This is a genomic window from Streptomyces sp. LaBMicrA B280, assembly GCF_049222185.1.
Taxonomy (GTDB): Bacteria; Actinomycetota; Actinomycetes; order Streptomycetales; family Streptomycetaceae; genus Streptomyces; species Streptomyces murinus.
Window position 1 is genome coordinate 1 of record NZ_JBMJCT010000033.1, and the last position, 18,237, is coordinate 18,237.

13 protein-coding genes, 1 tRNA gene and 1 pseudogene are annotated in these 18,237 nt (G+C 74.2%); 6 read left to right on the forward strand and 9 right to left on the reverse strand.

Annotation, left to right across the window (positions count from 1 at the left end; genetic code table 11):
- Positions 1 to 1,839: pseudogene (locus tag ACLF5H_RS24965) on the forward strand (nickel transporter); the annotation flags it as partial.
- A gap of 55 nt (positions 1,840 to 1,894) precedes the next feature.
- On the opposite strand, the gene ACLF5H_RS24970 reads toward ACLF5H_RS24965, so the two are convergent.
- The 5 genes from ACLF5H_RS24970 to ACLF5H_RS24990 form a co-directional block, all read right to left on the reverse strand.
- On the reverse strand, positions 1,895 to 3,550 hold the full coding sequence (locus ACLF5H_RS24970) for a long-chain fatty acid--CoA ligase (RefSeq protein ID WP_421678268.1): 1,656 nt from the start codon (positions 3,548 to 3,550) through the stop codon (positions 1,895 to 1,897).
- Positions 3,551 to 5,011: 1,461 nt separating this feature from the next.
- Positions 5,012 to 5,548, reverse strand: coding sequence for a SigE family RNA polymerase sigma factor (locus tag ACLF5H_RS24975; RefSeq protein WP_421678269.1), 537 nt, complete (start codon positions 5,546 to 5,548; stop codon positions 5,012 to 5,014).
- A gap of 148 nt (positions 5,549 to 5,696) precedes the next feature.
- A complete protein-coding gene (locus ACLF5H_RS24980; RefSeq protein ID WP_421678270.1) occupies positions 5,697 to 6,863 on the reverse strand; it encodes a lipid-transfer protein in 1,167 nt (388 codons plus the stop codon).
- Positions 6,860 to 7,258, reverse strand: coding sequence for a MaoC/PaaZ C-terminal domain-containing protein (locus ACLF5H_RS24985; RefSeq protein WP_421678271.1), 399 nt, complete (start codon positions 7,256 to 7,258; stop codon positions 6,860 to 6,862). The genes ACLF5H_RS24980 and ACLF5H_RS24985 overlap by 4 nt, the downstream gene beginning before the upstream one ends.
- Positions 7,255 to 8,169, reverse strand: a complete 915-nt coding sequence (locus ACLF5H_RS24990; protein WP_421678272.1) for a bifunctional MaoC family dehydratase N-terminal/OB-fold nucleic acid binding domain-containing protein — start codon at positions 8,167 to 8,169, stop codon at positions 7,255 to 7,257. The genes ACLF5H_RS24985 and ACLF5H_RS24990 overlap by 4 nt, the downstream gene beginning before the upstream one ends.
- 438 nt (positions 8,170 to 8,607) lie before the next feature.
- On the opposite strand from ACLF5H_RS24990, the gene ACLF5H_RS24995 reads away from it, so the two are divergent.
- Positions 8,608 to 9,462, forward strand: a complete 855-nt coding sequence (locus ACLF5H_RS24995) for a bifunctional DNA primase/polymerase (protein WP_421678273.1) — start codon at positions 8,608 to 8,610, stop codon at positions 9,460 to 9,462.
- An 89-nt stretch (positions 9,463 to 9,551) separates the two neighbouring features.
- On the opposite strand, the gene ACLF5H_RS25000 is transcribed toward ACLF5H_RS24995, so the two are convergent.
- Positions 9,552 to 9,638, reverse strand: a tRNA-Ser gene (locus tag ACLF5H_RS25000).
- Positions 9,639 to 9,734: 96 nt separating this feature from the next.
- A complete protein-coding gene (locus ACLF5H_RS25005) occupies positions 9,735 to 11,270 on the reverse strand; it encodes a trypsin-like peptidase domain-containing protein (protein ID WP_421678274.1) in 1,536 nt (511 codons plus the stop codon).
- A gap of 321 nt (positions 11,271 to 11,591) precedes the next feature.
- Between ACLF5H_RS25005 and ACLF5H_RS25010 the strand changes: the two genes are divergently transcribed.
- The 3 genes from ACLF5H_RS25010 to ACLF5H_RS25020 all read left to right on the forward strand — a co-directional run bounded on the left by ACLF5H_RS25010 (position 11,592) and on the right by ACLF5H_RS25020 (position 14,354).
- The gene (locus ACLF5H_RS25010) at positions 11,592 to 12,422 is read left to right on the forward strand and encodes a glycerophosphodiester phosphodiesterase (RefSeq protein ID WP_421678275.1); all 831 of its coding nucleotides are present in this window, start codon (positions 11,592 to 11,594) and stop codon (positions 12,420 to 12,422) included.
- An 86-nt stretch (positions 12,423 to 12,508) separates the two neighbouring features.
- Positions 12,509 to 13,162, forward strand: a complete 654-nt coding sequence (locus ACLF5H_RS25015) for an ATP-binding protein (RefSeq protein WP_421678559.1) — start codon at positions 12,509 to 12,511, stop codon at positions 13,160 to 13,162.
- 217 nt (positions 13,163 to 13,379) lie between these two features.
- Positions 13,380 to 14,354 (forward strand): DUF5926 family protein, encoded by a 975-nt coding sequence (locus ACLF5H_RS25020; RefSeq protein ID WP_421678276.1) that lies wholly within the window; start codon positions 13,380 to 13,382, stop codon positions 14,352 to 14,354.
- A gap of 254 nt (positions 14,355 to 14,608) precedes the next feature.
- Here ACLF5H_RS25020 and ACLF5H_RS25025 read toward each other — a convergent pair whose 3' ends face one another.
- Both ACLF5H_RS25025 and ACLF5H_RS25030 read right to left on the reverse strand, forming a co-directional pair.
- Positions 14,609 to 15,055, reverse strand: a complete 447-nt coding sequence (locus tag ACLF5H_RS25025) for a hypothetical protein (protein WP_421678560.1) — start codon at positions 15,053 to 15,055, stop codon at positions 14,609 to 14,611.
- A 442-nt stretch (positions 15,056 to 15,497) separates the two neighbouring features.
- A complete protein-coding gene (locus tag ACLF5H_RS25030) occupies positions 15,498 to 16,166 on the reverse strand; it encodes a bifunctional DNA primase/polymerase (protein ID WP_421678277.1) in 669 nt (222 codons plus the stop codon).
- A gap of 609 nt (positions 16,167 to 16,775) precedes the next feature.
- Here ACLF5H_RS25030 and ACLF5H_RS25035 point away from each other — a divergent pair.
- A complete protein-coding gene (locus ACLF5H_RS25035) occupies positions 16,776 to 18,191 on the forward strand; it encodes a PP2C family protein-serine/threonine phosphatase (RefSeq protein ID WP_421678278.1) in 1,416 nt (471 codons plus the stop codon).
- Positions 18,192 to 18,237: the final 46 nt, after the last annotated feature.

Here is an 18,237-nt window from a genome sequence, read left to right on the forward strand (position 1 = left end):
GCTCCGCAGGAGGAGGCCCCGGTCCGGGCACCGCAGGCCGGGGCCGGGGCCGGACCGGTCCAGGCTCCGCCTGCCGCCGTGTCCGCGCCCGCGCCCGCGCCCGGTGAGGAGGGGCGGCACGACGCCGTACCGCTGAGCCAGGCCGAGGACCACACTCCGCCGCAGCCGCATCCCACGACCGCGCCGACCGGGCGACGACGCCGCGCGGTGGCGCCTCCCGCGCAGGCCACGGAGATCATCGCGGAGACCGCTCCGGTCGTCCAGGCCGCCCAGGCCGCTGGCTCCGGTACGACGCCCGGGGCTCCGGCACAAGCCGCTCCGGCACAAGCCGCTCCGGCGCAGGCCCCCCGTGCGGTGGCCCCGGCACAGGCCATCCCCGGGACGGCCCTCCCGGCGCAGGCCCAGGGCACGAACGGCCAGGGCATCGCCCTCCAGGCCGGCCCCTCGGTCGCCGTGCCCGCGTCGGCTCCGATCACCCCGGCCGCACCAGCCGCACCGGCCGCCACCGTGGCGCCTGCGGCGCCCGCCGCTCCCGTCGCTCCGGCCACGCCCCAGGCTGCCCCCATCGCGGGGCCCCTGCCGCTGCCCGCCGAGGACGCCGCCGCGCGGAAGCCCGCACCGGCCGCGCCAGCCGCACCGGCACCCGTCACCCCCGTACCGCCGTCGGCTCAGGCCACCCCGGCCGCCGGTACCGCCGTACCCCCGAGGGCCCCGGCCGCCGGGGCGCCCGTACCGCCGTCGACCCCCGCGTCCGGCACCCCCCTTCCCGCCGCTCGGCCGCCGCGGGCCGCCCAGCCGTTGCCGCTGCCCGCCGAGGCCACCGGGAGCGCGCCCGCGTACGACCCCGACTCCACCCAGGGCCGGGCCATCAGCGTGCGCACGCTCGGCCAGGGCGTGCCGTTCGCGCGGCAGGCCACGCCGCCGCCGCACGCGCCGGGTGGTTCCGGACGGCGCCGCAAGCTCGGGACGCCGCCCGATCCGTGAGAGGGCGGCGGGCGGTCGTACGCCATCGGCGCGCCGGACGCGAACGCGGCCGAGGGGCCGGAGCCGCTGGACGGTCCCGGCGGCGCCGTCGAGGTGGCGGACACCCCCCGGCCGCAGCCGATGGACGACGAGCTGCCCCCGGAGCCGCTGGACAACCCGCGTCGGCTGCTGGTGTGGCCCGCGCCGGACGTGACCACGCAGCAGGCCCTGAGCGAGCGCGGCTACCGGCCGGTGATCGTGCACTCCCGCGAGGAGGTCGACGCGCAGATCGCGGCCTTCCCCGCCGCGCTGTTCGTGGACCCGCTGACCGGCCCGATCACCCGTACCGCCCTCCAGTCGCTGCGCCAGGCCGCCGTCGCCGCCGAGGTGCCGGTCCTGGTCACGGCCGGGATCGGGCAGGCCACGCGGGAGGCGGCATACGGCGCCGACCCCGCCGTGCTGCTGAAGGCGCTCGCCCCGCGCGACAGCGAGCAGCATCCGCCGCGGGTGCTGCTGATCGAGGAGCACGAGGAGATCGCGCTGGCCCTGACCGCGACGCTGGAGCGGCGCGGGATGCAGGTGGCGCGGGCCGCGAGCGACGTCGACGCGGTGGCGCTGGCGGGCCGGTTCCGGCCGAACCTCGTGGTGATGGACCTGATGCAGGTGCACCGGCGGCGGGCCGGGATCGTGGACTGGCTGCGCGCGAACGGACAGCTCAACCGCACCCCGCTGGTCGTCTACACGGCCGCCGTCGAGCCCGCCGAGCTGCCCCGGCTGGCCTCGGGCGAGACGGTGCTGTTCCTCGCGGAGCGGTCCACCAGCACCGAGGTGCAGTCGCGGATCGTGGACCTGCTGTCCCGGATCGGCACCAACTAGCCGACGGAGAAGGCCATGAGGTGAGGGGCCGGCCCCTCACCTCATGGCGCGTGCCTCACAGCCGGGTGACGTCCAGGTCGCCGTCCGCGTAGCGCCTGCGCAGCATCTTCTTGTCGAACTTGCCCACGCTGGTCTTCGGCACCGCCGCCACGATCGTCCAGCGCTCGGGCAGCTGCCAGCGGGCGATGTGGGCCTCCTCGGCGAGGAAGGCGCGCAGGGTCTCGAAGTCGGCGTCCGCGCCCTCCCGCAGGACGACCGTGGCCAGCGGGCGCTCGCCCCACTTGTCGTCGGGGACGGCGACCACCGCGGCCTCGACGACGTCCGGGTGGGACATCAGGGCGTTCTCCAGCTCCACGGAGGAGATCCACTCGCCACCGGACTTGATGACGTCCTTGGCGCGGTCGGTGAGGGTGAGGAAACCGTCGGGGGAGATGACCCCGACGTCGCCGGTCTTCAGCCAGCCGTCGGCGCTGAACTTGTCGGCGGGGCGCAGGGGTTCGGCGTCGGGGCCGTTGTAGTAGGCGCCCGCGATCCAGGGGCCGCGTACCTCCAGCTCGCCGGCCGACTCGCCGTCCCAGGGCAGGCGTTCGCCGTCGGGGCCGGTCAGGCGGGCCTCGACGGCGGCCGAGAAGCGGCCCTGGGTGATGCGGTAGCCGAACTCCTCGTCCGTGCCGAGGGAACTGGCCGGCGGGCGGGACACGGTGCCGAGCGGGGAGGTCTCCGTCATGCCCCAGGCGTGCACGACCGGCATGCCCAGCTCGTCGAAGGCCCGCATCAGACCGGGCGGGCAGGCCGCGCCGCCGATGGTGACATGGGTGAGGGTGGAGACGTCACGGGGGCGGGCGAGCAGTTCGCCGAGCAGGCCCTGCCAGATGGTGGGCACGGCGGCGGCGTGGGTCGGCCGCTCCCGCTCGATCATCTCGGCGAGCGGCGCGGGCTGGAGGAAGCGGTCCGGCATCAGCATGTTGACGCCGGTCAGGAAGGTGGCGTGCGGCATCCCCCAGGCGTTGACGTGGAACTGGGGGACGACGACGAGCGTGGTGTCCTTGTCGGTCAGGCCCATCGACTGGGTCATCTGCACCTGCATGGAGTGCAGGTAGACCGAACGGTGGCTGTAGACCACGCCCTTGGGGTCGCCGGTGGTGCCGGAGGTGTAGCACATGGCGGCGGCCTGGCGTTCGTCCAGCTCGGGCCAGTCGTAGTGGGTCGGCCGGTCCGCGATCAGCTCCTCGTACTCGTGCACCCGCGCGGTGGCGCCGGCCAGCGGGGAGCGGTCGCCTGGGCCGGTGACCACGATGTGCTCGACGGTCTTCAGCCGGGGCAGCAGCGGGGCGATCATCGGGATCAGGGAGCCGTTGACGATGATCACGTGGTCGGCGGCGTGGTTGATGATCCACGCCAGCTGCTCGCCGGGCAGCCGCAGGTTGAGGGTGTGCAGCACCGCGCCCATGGAGGGGACCGCGAAGTACGCCTCGACGTGTTCGGCGTTGTTCCACATCAGGGTGGCCACCCGCTGGTCGCCGGTGACCCCGAGGGCGTCGCGCAGGGCGTGCGCCAGCTGGGCCGAGCGGGCACCGACCTCCGCGAAGGAGCGTCGCTGCGGCTCGGGCTCGCCGGTCCAGGTGATCACCTGCGAGGCGCCGTGGACCGTCGACCCGTGGGTCAGGATCCTGGAGATCAGCAGCGGTACGTCCTGCATGGTGCTCAGCACGGAGTCCTCCCGGCGACGGTGCCTACGCGGTAGTAGGGGGTGCGCCGATTCTGCGCACATACCGATCGGTATGTCACTAGGTGGAATGTCACTGCGTGCGGAACGGGACGGAAACGGGGCGGAATCGAGATCCGGGGGGCTTCCGCGCCGGTGACCTGGCGTGCTTTCGCCTCGGTGGCCTGGCGGCCTTGCGCCCCGGCGACCCGACGTCCTTTCGCCCCGGTGGCCTGGTGGCCTTACGCCCCGGTGACCCGACGTACTTTCGCCCCGGTGACCCGACGGCCTTGCGCCCCGGTGACCCGACGTACTTTCGCCCCGGTGGCCTGGTGGCCTTACGCCTCCCGGTGGCCTGGCGGACTCGGGCTCGGTGAACGGGTGTCCCGGGCCTGGTGATCCGGCGGTCTTGCGCCTCGGTGGTCTGGCGGACTCGGGCCCGGTGGCCTGGTGGCCTCACGCCCCCGGCGGCCTGGCGGCCTCGGGCCCGGTGAACCGGTGTCCCGGGTCCGGTGATCCGCGTCCTCGGGCTCGCCGCCCTGACGTGATCGGGTCCGGTGGACCGGCAGCCTCGGGTCCGATGAGCCGCGTCCTCAGGCCCGCGGCCCTGACGTGATCGGGTCCGGTGGACCGGCAGCCTCGCGTCCGATGAGCCGCGTCCTCAGGCCCGCCGCCCTGGCACTCCCCGGGCCCGTGGCCCGGCATCCTCGGACCCGCCGCCCTGGCTTCGCCGGGCCCGGTGAACCAGCGTCCCCGACCGGTGACACGACGCCCTTACGCCCCGGTGACCCGGCAGCCCCGGGCCCGGTGATCCGGTGTCCCAGGCCCGGTGAGCCGCATCCTCGGGCCCGCCGCCCTCGCTTCGCCGGGCCCGGTAAACCGGCGCCCCGACCGGTGACCCGGCGGCCTTGCGCCCCGGCGACCCGGCAGCCTCGGGCCCGGTGAACGAGTGTCCCCGAGCCCAAAGACCCGACGCCCTTACGCCCCGGTGGCCCGGCGGCCTCGGGCCACGTGATCCGCAGCCTCGGGCTCGCCGCCCTGGCGTGATCCGGTCCGGTGAACCGACACCCTCGGGTCCGATGAGCCGCATCCTGATGCCCGCCGCCCTGGCTTCGCCGGGCCCGGTGAACCAGCGTCCCCGGCCGGTGACCCGGCGTCCTCGGGCCCGCTGTCCTGGCACCCCCCGGGCCGATGACCCGCCGTTCCCGGACCCGCCGCCCTGGCACCCCCCGGGCCCGTGGCCCGGCATCCTTGGACCCGCCGCCCTGGCACCCCCCGACCCGGTGAGCCGCATCCTCGGACCCGCCGCCCTGGCATCCCCAGACCCGGTGAACCAGCGTCCCCGAGCCCGTGACCCGGCATCCGCAGGCCCGTTGAACCATGCCCCAGCCCCCCCCTGGGCCGCTGCCCTGCCCCCCTGGGTCGGCGCCCCGCCCCCCCTGGGTCGGCGCCCCGTCCCCCTCGGGGCTATCGGGCCAGGCCCAGTTCCGGGTCCTCGCGCAGTTTGCCGAGGGCGCGGGAGACGGCGGACTTCACCGTGCCCACCGAGACGCCCAGCACCTCCGCGGTCTGGGCCTCGCTGAGGTCCTCGTAGTACCGCAGGACGACCATCGCCCGCTGCCTCGTGGGCAGCTTCATGACGGCCCGCCACATCGCGTCGTGCAGCGCCTGCCGCTCGGCCGGGTCGTCGTCGGGCAGCGGATCCGGCTCGGGCAGCTCGTCGCAGGCGAACTCGTCCACCCGGCGCTTGCGCCACTGCGAGGTCCGCGTGTTCAGCAGCGCGCGGCGCACATAGCCGTCGAGCGCCCGCTGGTTCTCGATCCGCTCCCAGGCGGCGTAGGTCTTGGCCAGCGCGGTCTGCAGCAGGTCCTCGGCGTCGCAGGGGTTCGCGGTCAGCGAGCGCGCGGCGCGCAGCAGGACGGGCCGGCGGGCCCGCACGTACGACGTGAACGACGGGTACGCGGGGGCCGCTGCCGAGGAGCTGGTGCAGACGGGTGTGGTCATGGCTCCACGCTATGAGCGGCCCGCGCGTCCCGGGATCGGCCGCAGGTGCCGAAGCGGGGTCCCCCTCAGGTTGTAGGGGTGGGGGCGGCTCCACCTCCTGAAGGTGGAGCGGGGGTACGCCCGACCCCCGGGTCCCACCCCGAGGAGTTCAGCCGTCCGCCGCCAGGACCAGGCCCGATGTCGGCACCCCGGTCCCCGCGGTCACCAGGGTCCGGGCGGCCCCGGGCACCTGGTTCACGGCGGTGCCGCGCAGCTGGCGGACCGCCTCCGCGATGCCGTTCATGCCGTGCAGATACGCCTCCCCCAGCTGGCCCCCGTGGGTGTTGAGGGGCAGCCGCCGCCCGGCCGTGAAGTCCGCCGCCTCGCCCCGGGCGCAGAAGCCGAACTCCTCCAGCTGCATCAGCACGAACGGGGTGAAGTGGTCGTACAGGATCCCGACGTCGATGTCGGCCGGGGCGAGGCCCGAGGTGCGCCACAGCTGGCGGGCTACCGCGCCCATCTCCGGCAGCCCGGTCAGCTCGTCCCGGTAGAACCCGGTCATCTGCTCCTGGGCACGGCCCGCGCCCTGGGCTGCGGCCGCGATCACGGCGGGCGGCCGGGGCAGGTGGCGGGCCCGTTCCAGGGAGGTGACGACGAGCGCCTGGCCGCCGTCGGTCTCCTGGCAGCAGTCCAGCAGCCGCAGCGGCTCCACGATCCAGCGGGAGGCGGCGTGTTCGGCCAGCGTGATCGGGCGGCCGTGGAAGTAGGCGGCCGGGTTGGTCGCGGCGTGGGCGCGGCCGGTCACGGCGACATGGCCGAACGCCTCGGGGGTCAGCCCGTAGGTGTGCAGATAGCGCTGGGCCGCCATCGCCACCCAGGAGGCCGGGGTGAGCAGCCCGAACGGCAGCACCCAGCCGAGCGCGGCGCCCTCCGCCGAGGGCTCGCGGTGCTGGACGCCGGCGCCGAACCTGCGCCCCGAGCGCTCGTTGAAGGCGCGGTAGCAGACCACCACCTCGGCGACCCCGGCCGCCACGGCCAGCGCCGCCTGCTGCACGGTCGCACAGGCCGCGCCGCCGCCGTAGTGGACCCGGGAGAAGAAGGACAGCTCGCCCATCCCGCAGGCCTGGGCGACGGTGATCTCCGGGCTGGTGTCCATGGTGAAGGTGACCAGTCCGTCCACGTCGGCGGGGGTGAGCCCGGCGTCGTCGAGGGCGGCGCGCACCGCCTCCACCGCGAGCCGCAGTTCGCTGCGCCCGGAGTCCTTGGAGAACTCGGTGGCGCCGATCCCGACGACGGCCGCGCGTCCGCCGAGGGTGTCCTTCGCGCGCAGGCTCATGGACGGACCTCCGCGGGGACGGTGACGGTGACCGTGCCGGTCACATGGGTGCCGAGGCCGTTGGCGCCGACGACGCGCACGGTGGCGGTGTCGCCGTCGACCCGCTCGATCCGGCCGGTCAACACCATCGTGTCGCCGGGGTAGTTGGGCGCCCCGAGCCGGATGGCGACCTTGCGGAGGATCGCGGTGGGTCCGAAGTGGTCGGTGATGTACCGGCCCACCAGGCCGTTCGTGGTCAGGATGTTCATGAAGACGTCCGGGGAGCCCTTGGCCCGGGCCAGTTCGGGGTCGTGGTGCACGTCCTGGTAGTCCCGGGAGGCGATCGCGCCCGCCACGATCAGCGTGCGGGTCACCGGGATCTCCAGCGGCGGCAGTTCGCTCCCGGCCGGCCTCACGCCGCCACCGCCCGGAACACCGGCAGCGTCAACTCGTCGTCGTACGCCGTGAATTCGAGCCGTACCGGCATCCCGATACGCACCTTGTCGTACGGCACCCCGAGCACATTGCTCACCATCCGTACTCCTTCCGCGAGTTGGACCAGGGCGACCGCGTAGGGCGGGTCGAAGGCGGGGAAGGGCGGGTGGTGCATCACGACGTACGAGTGGACGGTGCCCTCGCCGCTCGCCTCGACGGTGTCCCAGTCGGGGCCGCCGCAGGCGTTGCAGCCGGGCAGCCAGGGGTGGCGCAGGGTGCCGCAGCCGGTGCAGCGCTGGATGAGCAGCCGATGCTCGGCGACGCCCCGCCAGAAACCGGCGTTGTCGCGGTTGACGACGGGGCGGGGGCGCCTCGGCGGCGACGATGGCGCCGGTGCCGGTGTGCGGGCGGGGGCGTACTTGAGGATGCGGAAGCGGTGGGTGCCCGCGGGGACGCCGTCCGCGCGGATGTCGGTGCGGGTGGTGACGAAGTAACCGGTGCCCAGCTTGGTGGTCTTGCGGCCCGACACCGATTCGATCACCGTGTCGAAGGTGATCGTGTCGCCCGGCCGCAGCGGGCGCAGGTACTCCTGCTCGCAGTCGGTGGCGACGACCGAGGTGCAGCCCAGGTCGTCCAGGAGGCGCAGCAGTTCGCCGTAGGGACCGGAGCGGTCGGCGTGACCGGAGAGGCCGGCCATCGTCCAGGCCTGGAGCATGGTGGGCGGGGCGACGGCGCCGGGGCCGCGGTAGGCGGGGCCGGTGTCGCCCATGGCCTCGCACCAGTGCCGGATCATCGGCAGGTTGACGGGGTCCCGGCCGGTCCCGGTGGCGGCGGCGGGCAGCCCCTCGTACGCCGCGAGCCGCGCCTGCGTGTCGTCCGCCCGTGTCCCCATGTCCGGCCTCCCGCCGTGGTGTCCGGCCTCCCGCCACATTTCTGACTGTCCGTCAGATACGATGGGGCTGTCAAGGAGAGCGACCCGGCGGGCGGGCGGCGGACAGGAACGCGACGGCGGGGGGGGGGGGGGGCTCTCCCCCCCCCCCCCCCCCCCGCCGCTGTCCCGCATCCCCGGAGCGCGCCCCCTCGGGCCGTCAGCCGGGGCTCACCTCGGCAGGTCGAAGCCGATGCCGGTGGCCGCGGGCGGTGCGCATGCTCGCCATGGTGATCCTCTCGAGAACCGGTCGCCGTCCCGACCGCCGTGGGCGCTGTCGCACAGCCAGACCTGCCCGGCGATCTCCGCCGCATCCCCCCGAAATCATCACTTCGCACGCAAGCGTGACCACCGGCCGATAAACCTCTTTCTTTTTTCGAACGTACGTCCGAACATGAGGGCATGGCCACCACCGACCGGCAGGCCACGACACTGGCCCTCGCCCATGCCCTGTCCGCCGCCGAACGCGGCCTGGCCGTCCTCCCCCTGTCCCGGACCAAGCTCCCGGCCCTGCGCTCCCCCCACCACGACGACCCCGGGCCCGCCTGCCACGGCGCGTGCGGCCGCTTCGGCCACGGTGTGTACGACGCCTCGGCGGACCCGGCGCGCGTCCGCGAGATGTTCGCCGCCACGCCCTGGGCCACCGGCTACGGCATCGCCTGCGGGCTGCCCCCGTACCACCTGATCGGCGTCGACCTGGACACCAAGTCCGGCACGGACGCCCCGGCCGCCCTGCGCGAGCTGGGCCTGCGCCATCTGTTCACCGTTCCGGACACGGTCGTGGTGCTCACCCCGAGCGGCGGCCGGCATCTGTGGCTGACCGGGCCCCCGGACGTCGTCGTACCGAACTCGGCGAGCCGGCTCGCCCCCGGCATCGACATCCGCGGCGCCGGCGGCTACCTGGTGGGTCCCGGCTCCCGCACCGCCCACGGCGCCTACGGCACCCTGCCGGGCACCGCCCATCTGCCCCCGGCCGCGTGCCCCCCGGCCCTGCTGCGCCTGCTCCTGCCGCCCCCGCGCGCGCCCCACCGAGCCCGCGCGGACCATGGCCACGGCCTGGTCCACTTCGTGCTCACCGCGCACGAGGGCCAGCGCAACACCCGCCTCTTCTGGGCCGCCTGCCGCGCCTACGAGAACGGTCTCGGCCCCACCCTGGCCGCCGCCCTCACCGAAGCCGCCCGTCACACCGGCCTGACCGAGCAGGAGGCCCGCGCGACGATCGCCTCGGCGGCCAGGATGACGGGGCACCGGCCGTAGCACGGGCTCCGGGCAGGGCGCCCCGGAGTGGTCCGGCACGCGAAAGGGGTGCCCCTGCTGGGGCACCCCTTGGGACGCACGGTCCGGTGCGGAGGCGGTGGGATTTGAACCCACGGTGACATCGCTGCCACGACGGTTTTCAAGACCGTTCCCTTAGGCCGCTCGGGCACGCCTCCCCGCGCCGCCCACCTGGGGCGGAGCGGGGTACAGCGTACCGGCCCGCGGGCGGTCGCGGGGGCGTTGGGGACAACGGCCCCGGTGGGAGGGGGCGGTCAGCTGTCGCCGGCGCGGGAGCCGAGGGTCAGCTGGACCGTGTGCTCCTGGCCGCCGCGCTTGTAGGTGATCGTCACCTTGTCGCCGGGCTTGTGGGTCCAGATCTCGCCGATCAGGGTGGGACCGCTGTCGATCACCGAGTCGTCGAGCTTGGTGATCACGTCACCGGGCTTCAGACCCGCCTGGGCCGCCGGGCCGTTCGCCTCGACCGCGGCGGCGCCGTCCGCGCCCTGGTCGGTGATCTTCGCGCCGCCGGTGGAGTCCTCCAGCGAGACGGACGCGCCGATCTTGGCGTACACCGGCTTGCCGGTCTTGATCAGCTGCTGGGCGACGTACTTGGCCTGGTTGATCGGGATGGCGAAGCCGAGGCCGATCGAACCGGACTGCCCGCCGGAGCCGAAGCCGCCGCTGCTGCCCGAGGACTGGATCGCCGAGTTGATGCCGATCACCGCGCCGGAGGCGTCCAGCAGCGGGCCGCCGGAGTTGCCCGGGTTGATGGACGCGTCGGTCTGGAGCGCGCTCATGTACGACGCCTTGCTCGTGGAGCTGCCGTCGCTGGAGGCCACCGGGCGGTTCTTGGCGCTGATGATGCCGGTCGTCACCGTGTTCGACAGGCCGAAGGGGGCGCCGATGGCGATCGTCTCGTCGCCGACGGCCACCTTGTCGGAGTCGCCGAGCGGCAGCGGGTTGAGGTCGGAGGGCGGGTTCTTGAGCTTGACGACCGCCACGTCGTAGCCCTGCGCGTGGCCGACGACCTCGGCGTCGTACTTCCGGCCGTCCGGGAACGTCGCGGTCAGCTTGCCGCCGTCGAGGGCGTCCGCCACCACATGGTTGTTGGTGATGATGTGGCCCTGCTTGTCGAAGACGAAGCCGGTGCCGGTGCCGCCGTCGCCGTTGGAGCCCTCGGCCTCGATGGTGACCGTGCTGGGCAGCGCCTTGGCGGCCACGTTGGCGATGGTGCCGGGCGCGCGCTTGACCTGCGCCGCGCCGTTGTCGGACGCGGAGACGGTGGTGGAGCTGCCGTTGTCGTTGTTCCTGGCCAGGGTGTAGCCGAGGCCACCGCCCAGACCGCCCGCGACCAGCGCGGCCACCAGGACGGCGGCGAGCAGGCCACCGCGTCCCTTCGGCTTGGGGGCGGGCTGCTGGTACGACGCCCCCCAGGCGGCACCGCCACCCGCGCCGCCCGCGCCGTCGGCGGGCCAGGCGAGGCTGCGGGCGGTCGGCTCGGCGCCGGGCGCCGGGGCCGCGGGATAGCCCTGGCCCGCGTAGGGCGCCTGGCCCGGGTGGGGTGCCTGGCCCGGGTGGGGTGCCTGGGGTGCTTGGTGTGTCTGCGGCGCCTGGTGCGTCTGGGGGGTCGGGGCGGGCTGCCCCGGCTGCTGGTCCGGCTGCTGGTCCGCTTGGTGCCCCGGGCCCGCCGGCCCGTCGGTCCCCTCCGGCGTGGTGTGTGCCTGCGGGGACGCGTCGGGAGAGGCCACCGGCACGGGAGGTGCGGACGGGGCCGGGGGTACCGCGTTGCCCTCGTTCTCGGTGCTCACAGCTCTACTCCTCGATCCACGGCTGTTGTCCTCGGTCGCGCTCGGTCACGTCGTGCACGCTCGGCGGCGCGTGCGCGCTGGTCGTGACCTGTCACGATGCGGCTGCGCATGGTCCTGCGTTCACTGTTCCAGTTTGTCTGCAGTCAGCTTTTCCCACGGGCCGTCAGAGCACCATAAGCCGTGGCTGTGGGTCCAGGGCCAGCCCTTACAAAGGGCATCCATGGAAAAAGCTACATAAACCAGTACGACGTGTGCCACCGTTCGCCGCCCGGACGCACGAGCGCCGTCCCGCGTACCCCGCGGGGGTGGCACCATGACGCGGTGACCACCCACGCACCACAGCTCTCCGTCCAGGTCGTCGCCCACCGGGGCGCGTCCGAAGACGCACCGGAACACACCCTGGCCGCCTACCGCAAGGCGATCGAGGACGGCGCCGACGCCCTTGAGTGCGATGTGCGGCTGACCGCCGACGGCCACCTGGTCTGCGTCCACGACCGGCGGGTGAACCGCACCTCCAACGGCCGCGGCGCCGTCTCCGCCCTGGAGCTCGCCGATCTCGCCGCCCTGGACTTCGGCTCCTGGAAGACCGGTGAGCCGTATCGCGGCCGGGTCGAGGAGCCCGACTGGGAGCACCGCCCCGAGGACCGCGAGGAGACCTCCGTCCTCACCCTGGAACGGCTGCTCGAACTGGTCGCGGACTCCGGGCGGCGCATCGAGCTGGCCATCGAGACCAAGCACCCCACCCGCTGGGCGGGCCAGGTCGAGGAGAAGCTGCTGGGTGTGCTGGGCCGGTTCGGCCTGGCCGCGCCCGCCACGGCCGCCGAGTCGCCGGTACGGATCATGAGCTTCTCGGCGCGCTCGCTGCACCGGGTGCACGCGGCCGCGCCGACCCTGCCGACGGTGTATCTGGTGCAGTGGCTCTCGCCCCGGCTGCGCGACGGGCGGCTGCCCGCGGGCGTGGGCATCGCGGGTCCCTCGGTGCGGATCGTGCGCAACCACCCCGGATACGTGCAGCGGCTGAAGCGGGCCGGTCACCAGGTGCACGTGTGGACCGTGAACGAGCCCGAGGACGTCGACCTCTGCCTCGAACTCGGCGTCGACGCCATCATCACCAACCGCCCGCGCGCGGTGCTGGACCAGCTCGGCCGCTGACCGTCCCTATGGACACCCCGCCGCAGGCCGCCGGGGTCGTCACAGGGAGTGCTCCGGCGCGTTCGCCGCGTGTGCGCGCGTATCGAATGCGTCATCGGAAGGGGATTGGCCGGTTTCCGGCACAGATCGCTGGGGCATCCACACCGTGGCGTGGGGCGAAGGAGGTCTCGGGGGTGGCGTTGGTGGTGGCACAGGAGGTGCCCACGTCGTCGTGCATGGCCGTACCCCATGGCCCTGCGGGCGTGGGGGACGCGAGGCGCCGGATGCGCGCGCAGTTGCGCGGCGGAGGCGTGGCGGAATCGGTGGTCGACGATGCCGTATTGATCCTTTCCGAACTGCTGAGCAATGCGTGCAAGCACGGCCGGCCCCTGGGCGCGACCCGGGCCGGGGGCGCAGACGGGTACGACGGTGACGTGCGGGCCGCATGGCGGGTGGACACGGGCGGTCGGCTCATCGTGGAGGTCACGGACGGCGGGGGCCCGACCCGCCCGGCGCCGGCCACCCCCTCGGTGACCGCGCACGGCGGCCGGGGGCTCGCCATCATCACCGCGCTCGCCGACGACTGGGGTGTGCGGGACGACGTCCGCGGCGAGGTGACGGTCTGGGTGGTGGTCCACGGTGACGTGCACGACCCGGATGCCCGCTGCCGCCGCGATCACGTCACCGCCGCACTCACCGCGTCGGCACCGCCGGACCTGTCCGGCCTCGACCTCGCGGAGGCGTTCGAGGACATGGCCTGAGGCCGAGAGCCGGCCCGAGCCCACGACCTGGGCGGGGGCCGGTGGGGAGAGGGCCGGTGGGAAGAGGGCCGGTGAAGGAGGGCAGGCGAGCGGGGCAGGCAGCTGGTGTTCGGGGGGTATCCGCCGCACGGTCGTTGTCCACAGGTTCCCGTCGGCGATGGCACGAACGGCTAGGCTCCCGCCGTACGAGAAGCGCCGTAACCGGGAGACATCCACGATGGCCAAGAAGCGACCCCAGACGAAGGCCAAGCGCCCGCAGCCGACGGGTGGGGCAGATGGTGCCATTCCGGTGGTCGGCGGCCGCGAGCCCTGCCCCTGCGGCAGCGGTCGGCGCTACAAGGCGTGCCACGGCCGGGACGCCGCGCACGCGGTGACCGAGCTGGTCCACCGCCCCTTCGAGGGGCTGCCCGGCGAGTGCGACTGGGTGGCGCTGCGCGAGCTGGTCCCGGCCGCCACGGTCGAGCTGACCCTGAAGGACGGCCTGCCCGAGGGCGTCCCCTCGGTCACCCTCGCCACCGTGCTGCCGATGGCCTGGCCCGCGCTGCGCCGCGACGACGGCTCGGTCCTGATCGGATTGCAGAACGACACGTCGTCCGGCGACATCAGCCGCGACCTCGCCGACACCCTCCGGCGCGCCCTGGAGGCGGAGCCCGGCACCCCCGTGCAGGGCAGGCGCGCCCCCGCCGACGGACCCCGGCTCCAGGAACTGCTGGCCGCCGAGAGCCCGTTCGAGCCGGTCGTGCACAGCGGCTTCGAGTTCTGGGTGCCGGACGCGGAGAACGCCACCCCCGAGGTCACCGCCTCCCTGGAGCGGGCCAACGCGGCGGCGATCCCGACGGTCCGGCTGTCCGGCGTGGACGCGGCGTACTGGTGCGAGACCCCGGAGAAGAACCACCTGCGCTGGGTGATGCCGCATCCCGAGGAGCGGCTTCTGGACGCTCTCGCGCGACTGCACGCGCAGGGCCGCTCCAGCCTCGGCGAGGGCACCCGGCTGGTGGGCTCCTTCCGTGCTCACGGGCTCACCGTGCCGGTCTGGGACCTGCCGAGCGAGGTCCGCGCGGAGGATGTGGAGAAGCCGGCCGCCGAGTTCGCCGAGCGCCTGGCCGCCGCCCTCGCCGTCGAGGAGCCGCTCACCGCGGAGGAGCGCCGGGCCCGCGGCGGCCTCACCAACCGGCAGGTCACGCTCAGCTGACGGCACCCCATCGGCGTCATGACTGAATGGTCGGTCAGTCATGACACCGGGTTTTCCGGCGGGTGACTCCTGTCACAACTCCCGGCCCCGACACGGAAATCGGTGGGAAATCGATGGCCGAATGCCTGAGTCGGAATTTGCGAACGGCCGATCTCTTGTTACCGTTCCAGTAGCCCGGTTGCTGGTGCATCCCCCGTCGCCAGCAACCGGGTCTTTCCATGCCCGCGTCCGGGTGCCCGGCGCGTCGCGCGATCTCAACCGCCGTCCGCGTCCTCGGAGTTGCTCCCCGAGCGCAGCAGCAGCGCCCCCGCGGGCCCCCGCTCCGCGAACTCCGCGACGGCCGTGTAGGCGTCCGCCCCGCCCCGGCTGCGCTCGCGGGGGGTCTCACAGGTGGCGGGCTCGTCGTCGGCTCCCGTGTCGCAGCGCGTACGGGTGGTACGGCCGCCGGGGCCCAGGAGGCTCAGCCCGGCGTCCAGCGACTTGCCGGTGGCGTTGCGGTAGTAGGTCCGCGCCCAGGTGTCCGCGCCCTGGATCAGCACACAGGTCTGCGCCTCGACGCCCTCGGGCGAGCTGAGTTGGGGCCCGCAGCGGACGGCGGTGGCGAGGCCCAGGTCCAGCAGCGCGGGCGAGCGGCCGGGCGCGGCCGAGGGGTCCTTGCCGTCCCCGTGCCGCAGCGCGCCCGGCACCAGCACATCGCTCACGTCCCTGACCTGCCCGGCGGACGCCACGGTCAGCGGCAGCACGACGGCGGCCGTCACCACGCAGGCCAGCCCGACAAGATGGACCCGGCGCGGATCGGCCTTCCCGTACCGCGCCCGCCGGAACCCGCCCTTCGGCCGCGGGCCGACCCCGTCGCCGGACGCGCCCCGGTACTCGGGGCAACCACCGCTGCCGGAGGGCGAGTTGCCCCCGCCATCGGCACCGACCGGCATCCGGAAACCGGCCCCGGCACCCGCGGACACCTCCCCACCGTCCGTCGACGGCATCCGGTCCGACCCACCGTCGTACCCCGGCGCCGTGCCGGCCGGGCGCCGGTGTCCCCCGTCGCGTGGCCGGCGCGTCCCATGGCCCCCAAGAATTCGCAGCATGGGCGGAACATAACGAGCACGGCACGCCCGTCCGCACCGTGCGCGCCGTACACCCCTACAACTCGGGCGCGCTCACACCCGTACGAGTGAGGGCGTCGACCACGGCGTCCACCACCGCCTCGACGTCCGGCACCCAGGGCGCGGCCGAACCCGGCAGCGGCGCCCGCTCCCAGCGCACCGTGCCGGTGCCGGTCTCGGACGGGGGCAGCGCGATATAGCCGCCCTCGCCGTGGAAGCGCAGCGAGCCGGGGACGAAGTCCTTGGCGTAGAGCAGCTCGCCCAACTGCTCCATCGAGTACGGCTCGACGAGCAGCGCCCAGCGGGTGGGCGAGGCGACGACCGGGCCGAGGCGCATGCCCCGCCGGTCGAGCAGGGCGAGGGCGCGGGACGCGGCGAGCGCCGGCAGGCTCACCGCGCAGGGCGCCGTCCCGCCGGTCGCGAGGATGACGGGCGCGCTCGGCCGGTTGGTCCACCACCAGCGCACCATGCGCGCGTCGGTCGTGGCCGCGAGCAGCCCGGGGTCGAAGGGGTGGGCGCCGGGCACCGTGCACTCCGGGTCGGGGCAGCCGCAGCGGCCTCTGCCCTGCGGATCCGGGGCCACACCCGGGAGTACGGGCCACTGCCACTCCGTCGCGAAGGTCAGGGCCGCGCTGAGCTGCTCAGGCTTCCCGTCGTTCCGTCGCTTGGACAGGAGCCTGCGTCGCCTTCCGAGGATCTCGCGCATGAGCGCTCGTTCCTTTCCGTTGCACCGCTGGCAACACCGTGGTCCACATCACAACATGAGTCGATCACTGCACTGTGCGTACCTGGTGGCGCATCACATCCCCGCACACGGCAGGGGATCCCCAGGGGTTCGAGCGTCGGCCGCGGCCGCGTCCACGGCACTCAAGGCAGGGCACGGTAGCGGCGTGGGGGTGGCGAAGCATGGCGTTTGCCGTCGCGCGTGGTTCTCTCCGCCTCCGCCACGGGAGGATGGGGCTCGGCCGTCGGTGGCTATGACGCCCGGGTCCGTCGCCAGGTTCCGGGTGGTCCCCAACCACCCCTGGCCTTCTCCGAGTACGTACCCATCACGACCGCTGTGACGCTCCGTGGAGCGAGCCCAGTCGACCGCAGTGGACCGTTCCCCCAGGTAGTTTTGAGCCAACTTGACGGTAAGGCAAGGGGTTCCGGGAAATCACCCACCAGCCTCGTGGACACCAGGAATCCCCGCAGGACAATGCTGGACATCCCCTCACGAGTGCGTGTACATGTGGAGACACTGCTAGCGGCGCAGAATCACCTGGGGGTTTGCGATGCTTTTGAGCACTGTGCACCAGTCTGAAGGCCGCGCGCCATGAGCGCCCCGCACCCACCGAAAGTGGCCGGAATCGATCCCACTGTTCCCACGCCCGCCCACACTGTCGCGCCCGCCCCTCCCGCCCCGGAGGCCCCCGCGGGCGCACGCGCGGACATCATCCCCGCCGTCCCCGCCCCGCACCCCCCGGTCGCCGCCCCCGGCACCCTCCTCCAGGACCGCCTCGCCGGCTGGGTCTCCGACCTCACCACGCTGCACGAACTCACCGAACGGCTCACCCGCACCAGCGCGTTGGAGCCCGCCCTGGACGAACTGCTGCACGCCGGCGCCGGTCTCCTCGGCGCCCGCCGCGGCCTCGTCGTCCTGGAGCCCGGCGACGGACTCGGCCCCCGCACCAGCCGCGGCCTCGGACTCGGCCGCGCCGACCTCGGCCACCTGGAGACCGTGCCGCGCGGCGCGCTGCCGTACGACACCGCGGGCACCGCCGAGATCGTCCACCCCGATCTGTTCGCCGAGGACGACCTCGACCCCCGGCACCGCGAGGTCGCCGCCCGCCTCGGCTACGCCGCCAGCTACGCCCTGCCGCTCGCCACCGACGGCGCCGGCCGCCTCGGCGCCGCCGTCTGGTTCTACGAGGAACCCGCCGAACCCCATGAGCGGCAGCGCCATCTCGCGGGCCTGTACATCCGGCACGCCACCGAACACCTCGCCAGGCTGCGGGAGGTGGCGAACACCCGGGCGTGTGCCGCGACCCTCGCCGAGGAACTGCTGCCCTCCCGGCTGCCCCGGGTGCCCGGCGTCCAGCTCGCCGCCCGGCACCGCACCGGACCGCGCGGCGGCGGCGACTGGTACGACGCGCTGCCGCTGCCCGACGCCGCGCTCGGTCTGTCGGTCGGCTCGGTCACCGGTTCCGGGCCGAGCGCCGTGGCCGCCGCCGGCCGGCTGCGCGCCTCGCTGCGGGCGTACGCCGTGATGGAGGGCGAGGACCCGGTCGCCGTCCTGTCCGACCTGGAGCTGCTGCTGCGGCTGACCGAGCCCGCCCGCTCGGCCACCGCCCTGTTCGTCTACTGCGAGCCCGCGCTGCGCCGGGTCACCCTGGCAGGTGCCGGGCACAGCCCGCCGCTGCTGATCGGCGAGCGGCGCACCGAGTTCGCCGAGACCTCCGTCTCCGCGCCGCTCGGCATGCTCTCGTGCTGGGAGGCGCCCAGCGTGGAGATCCAGGCCGAAGCGGGAGAGACGGTTCTGCTCTACACCGACGGGCTGCTGCACCGTACCGGCGATCCCATGGACCGGGCCTTCGCCCGGCTGCACACGGCCGCCGCGAGCGTCCCTCGGGCGCTGCGGCAGGATCCCGGGGCCGTCGCCGATCATGTGCTGCGCACGGTGCTGCCGGAGGGCCCGGGGTCCGCCGACGGCGCGGCGGACGTGGTGCTGCTGGCGGCCCGCTTCGACTGAGCCGACGCCCCCGGTCGGCATCACCGCTCGGCATCACCGCTCGACA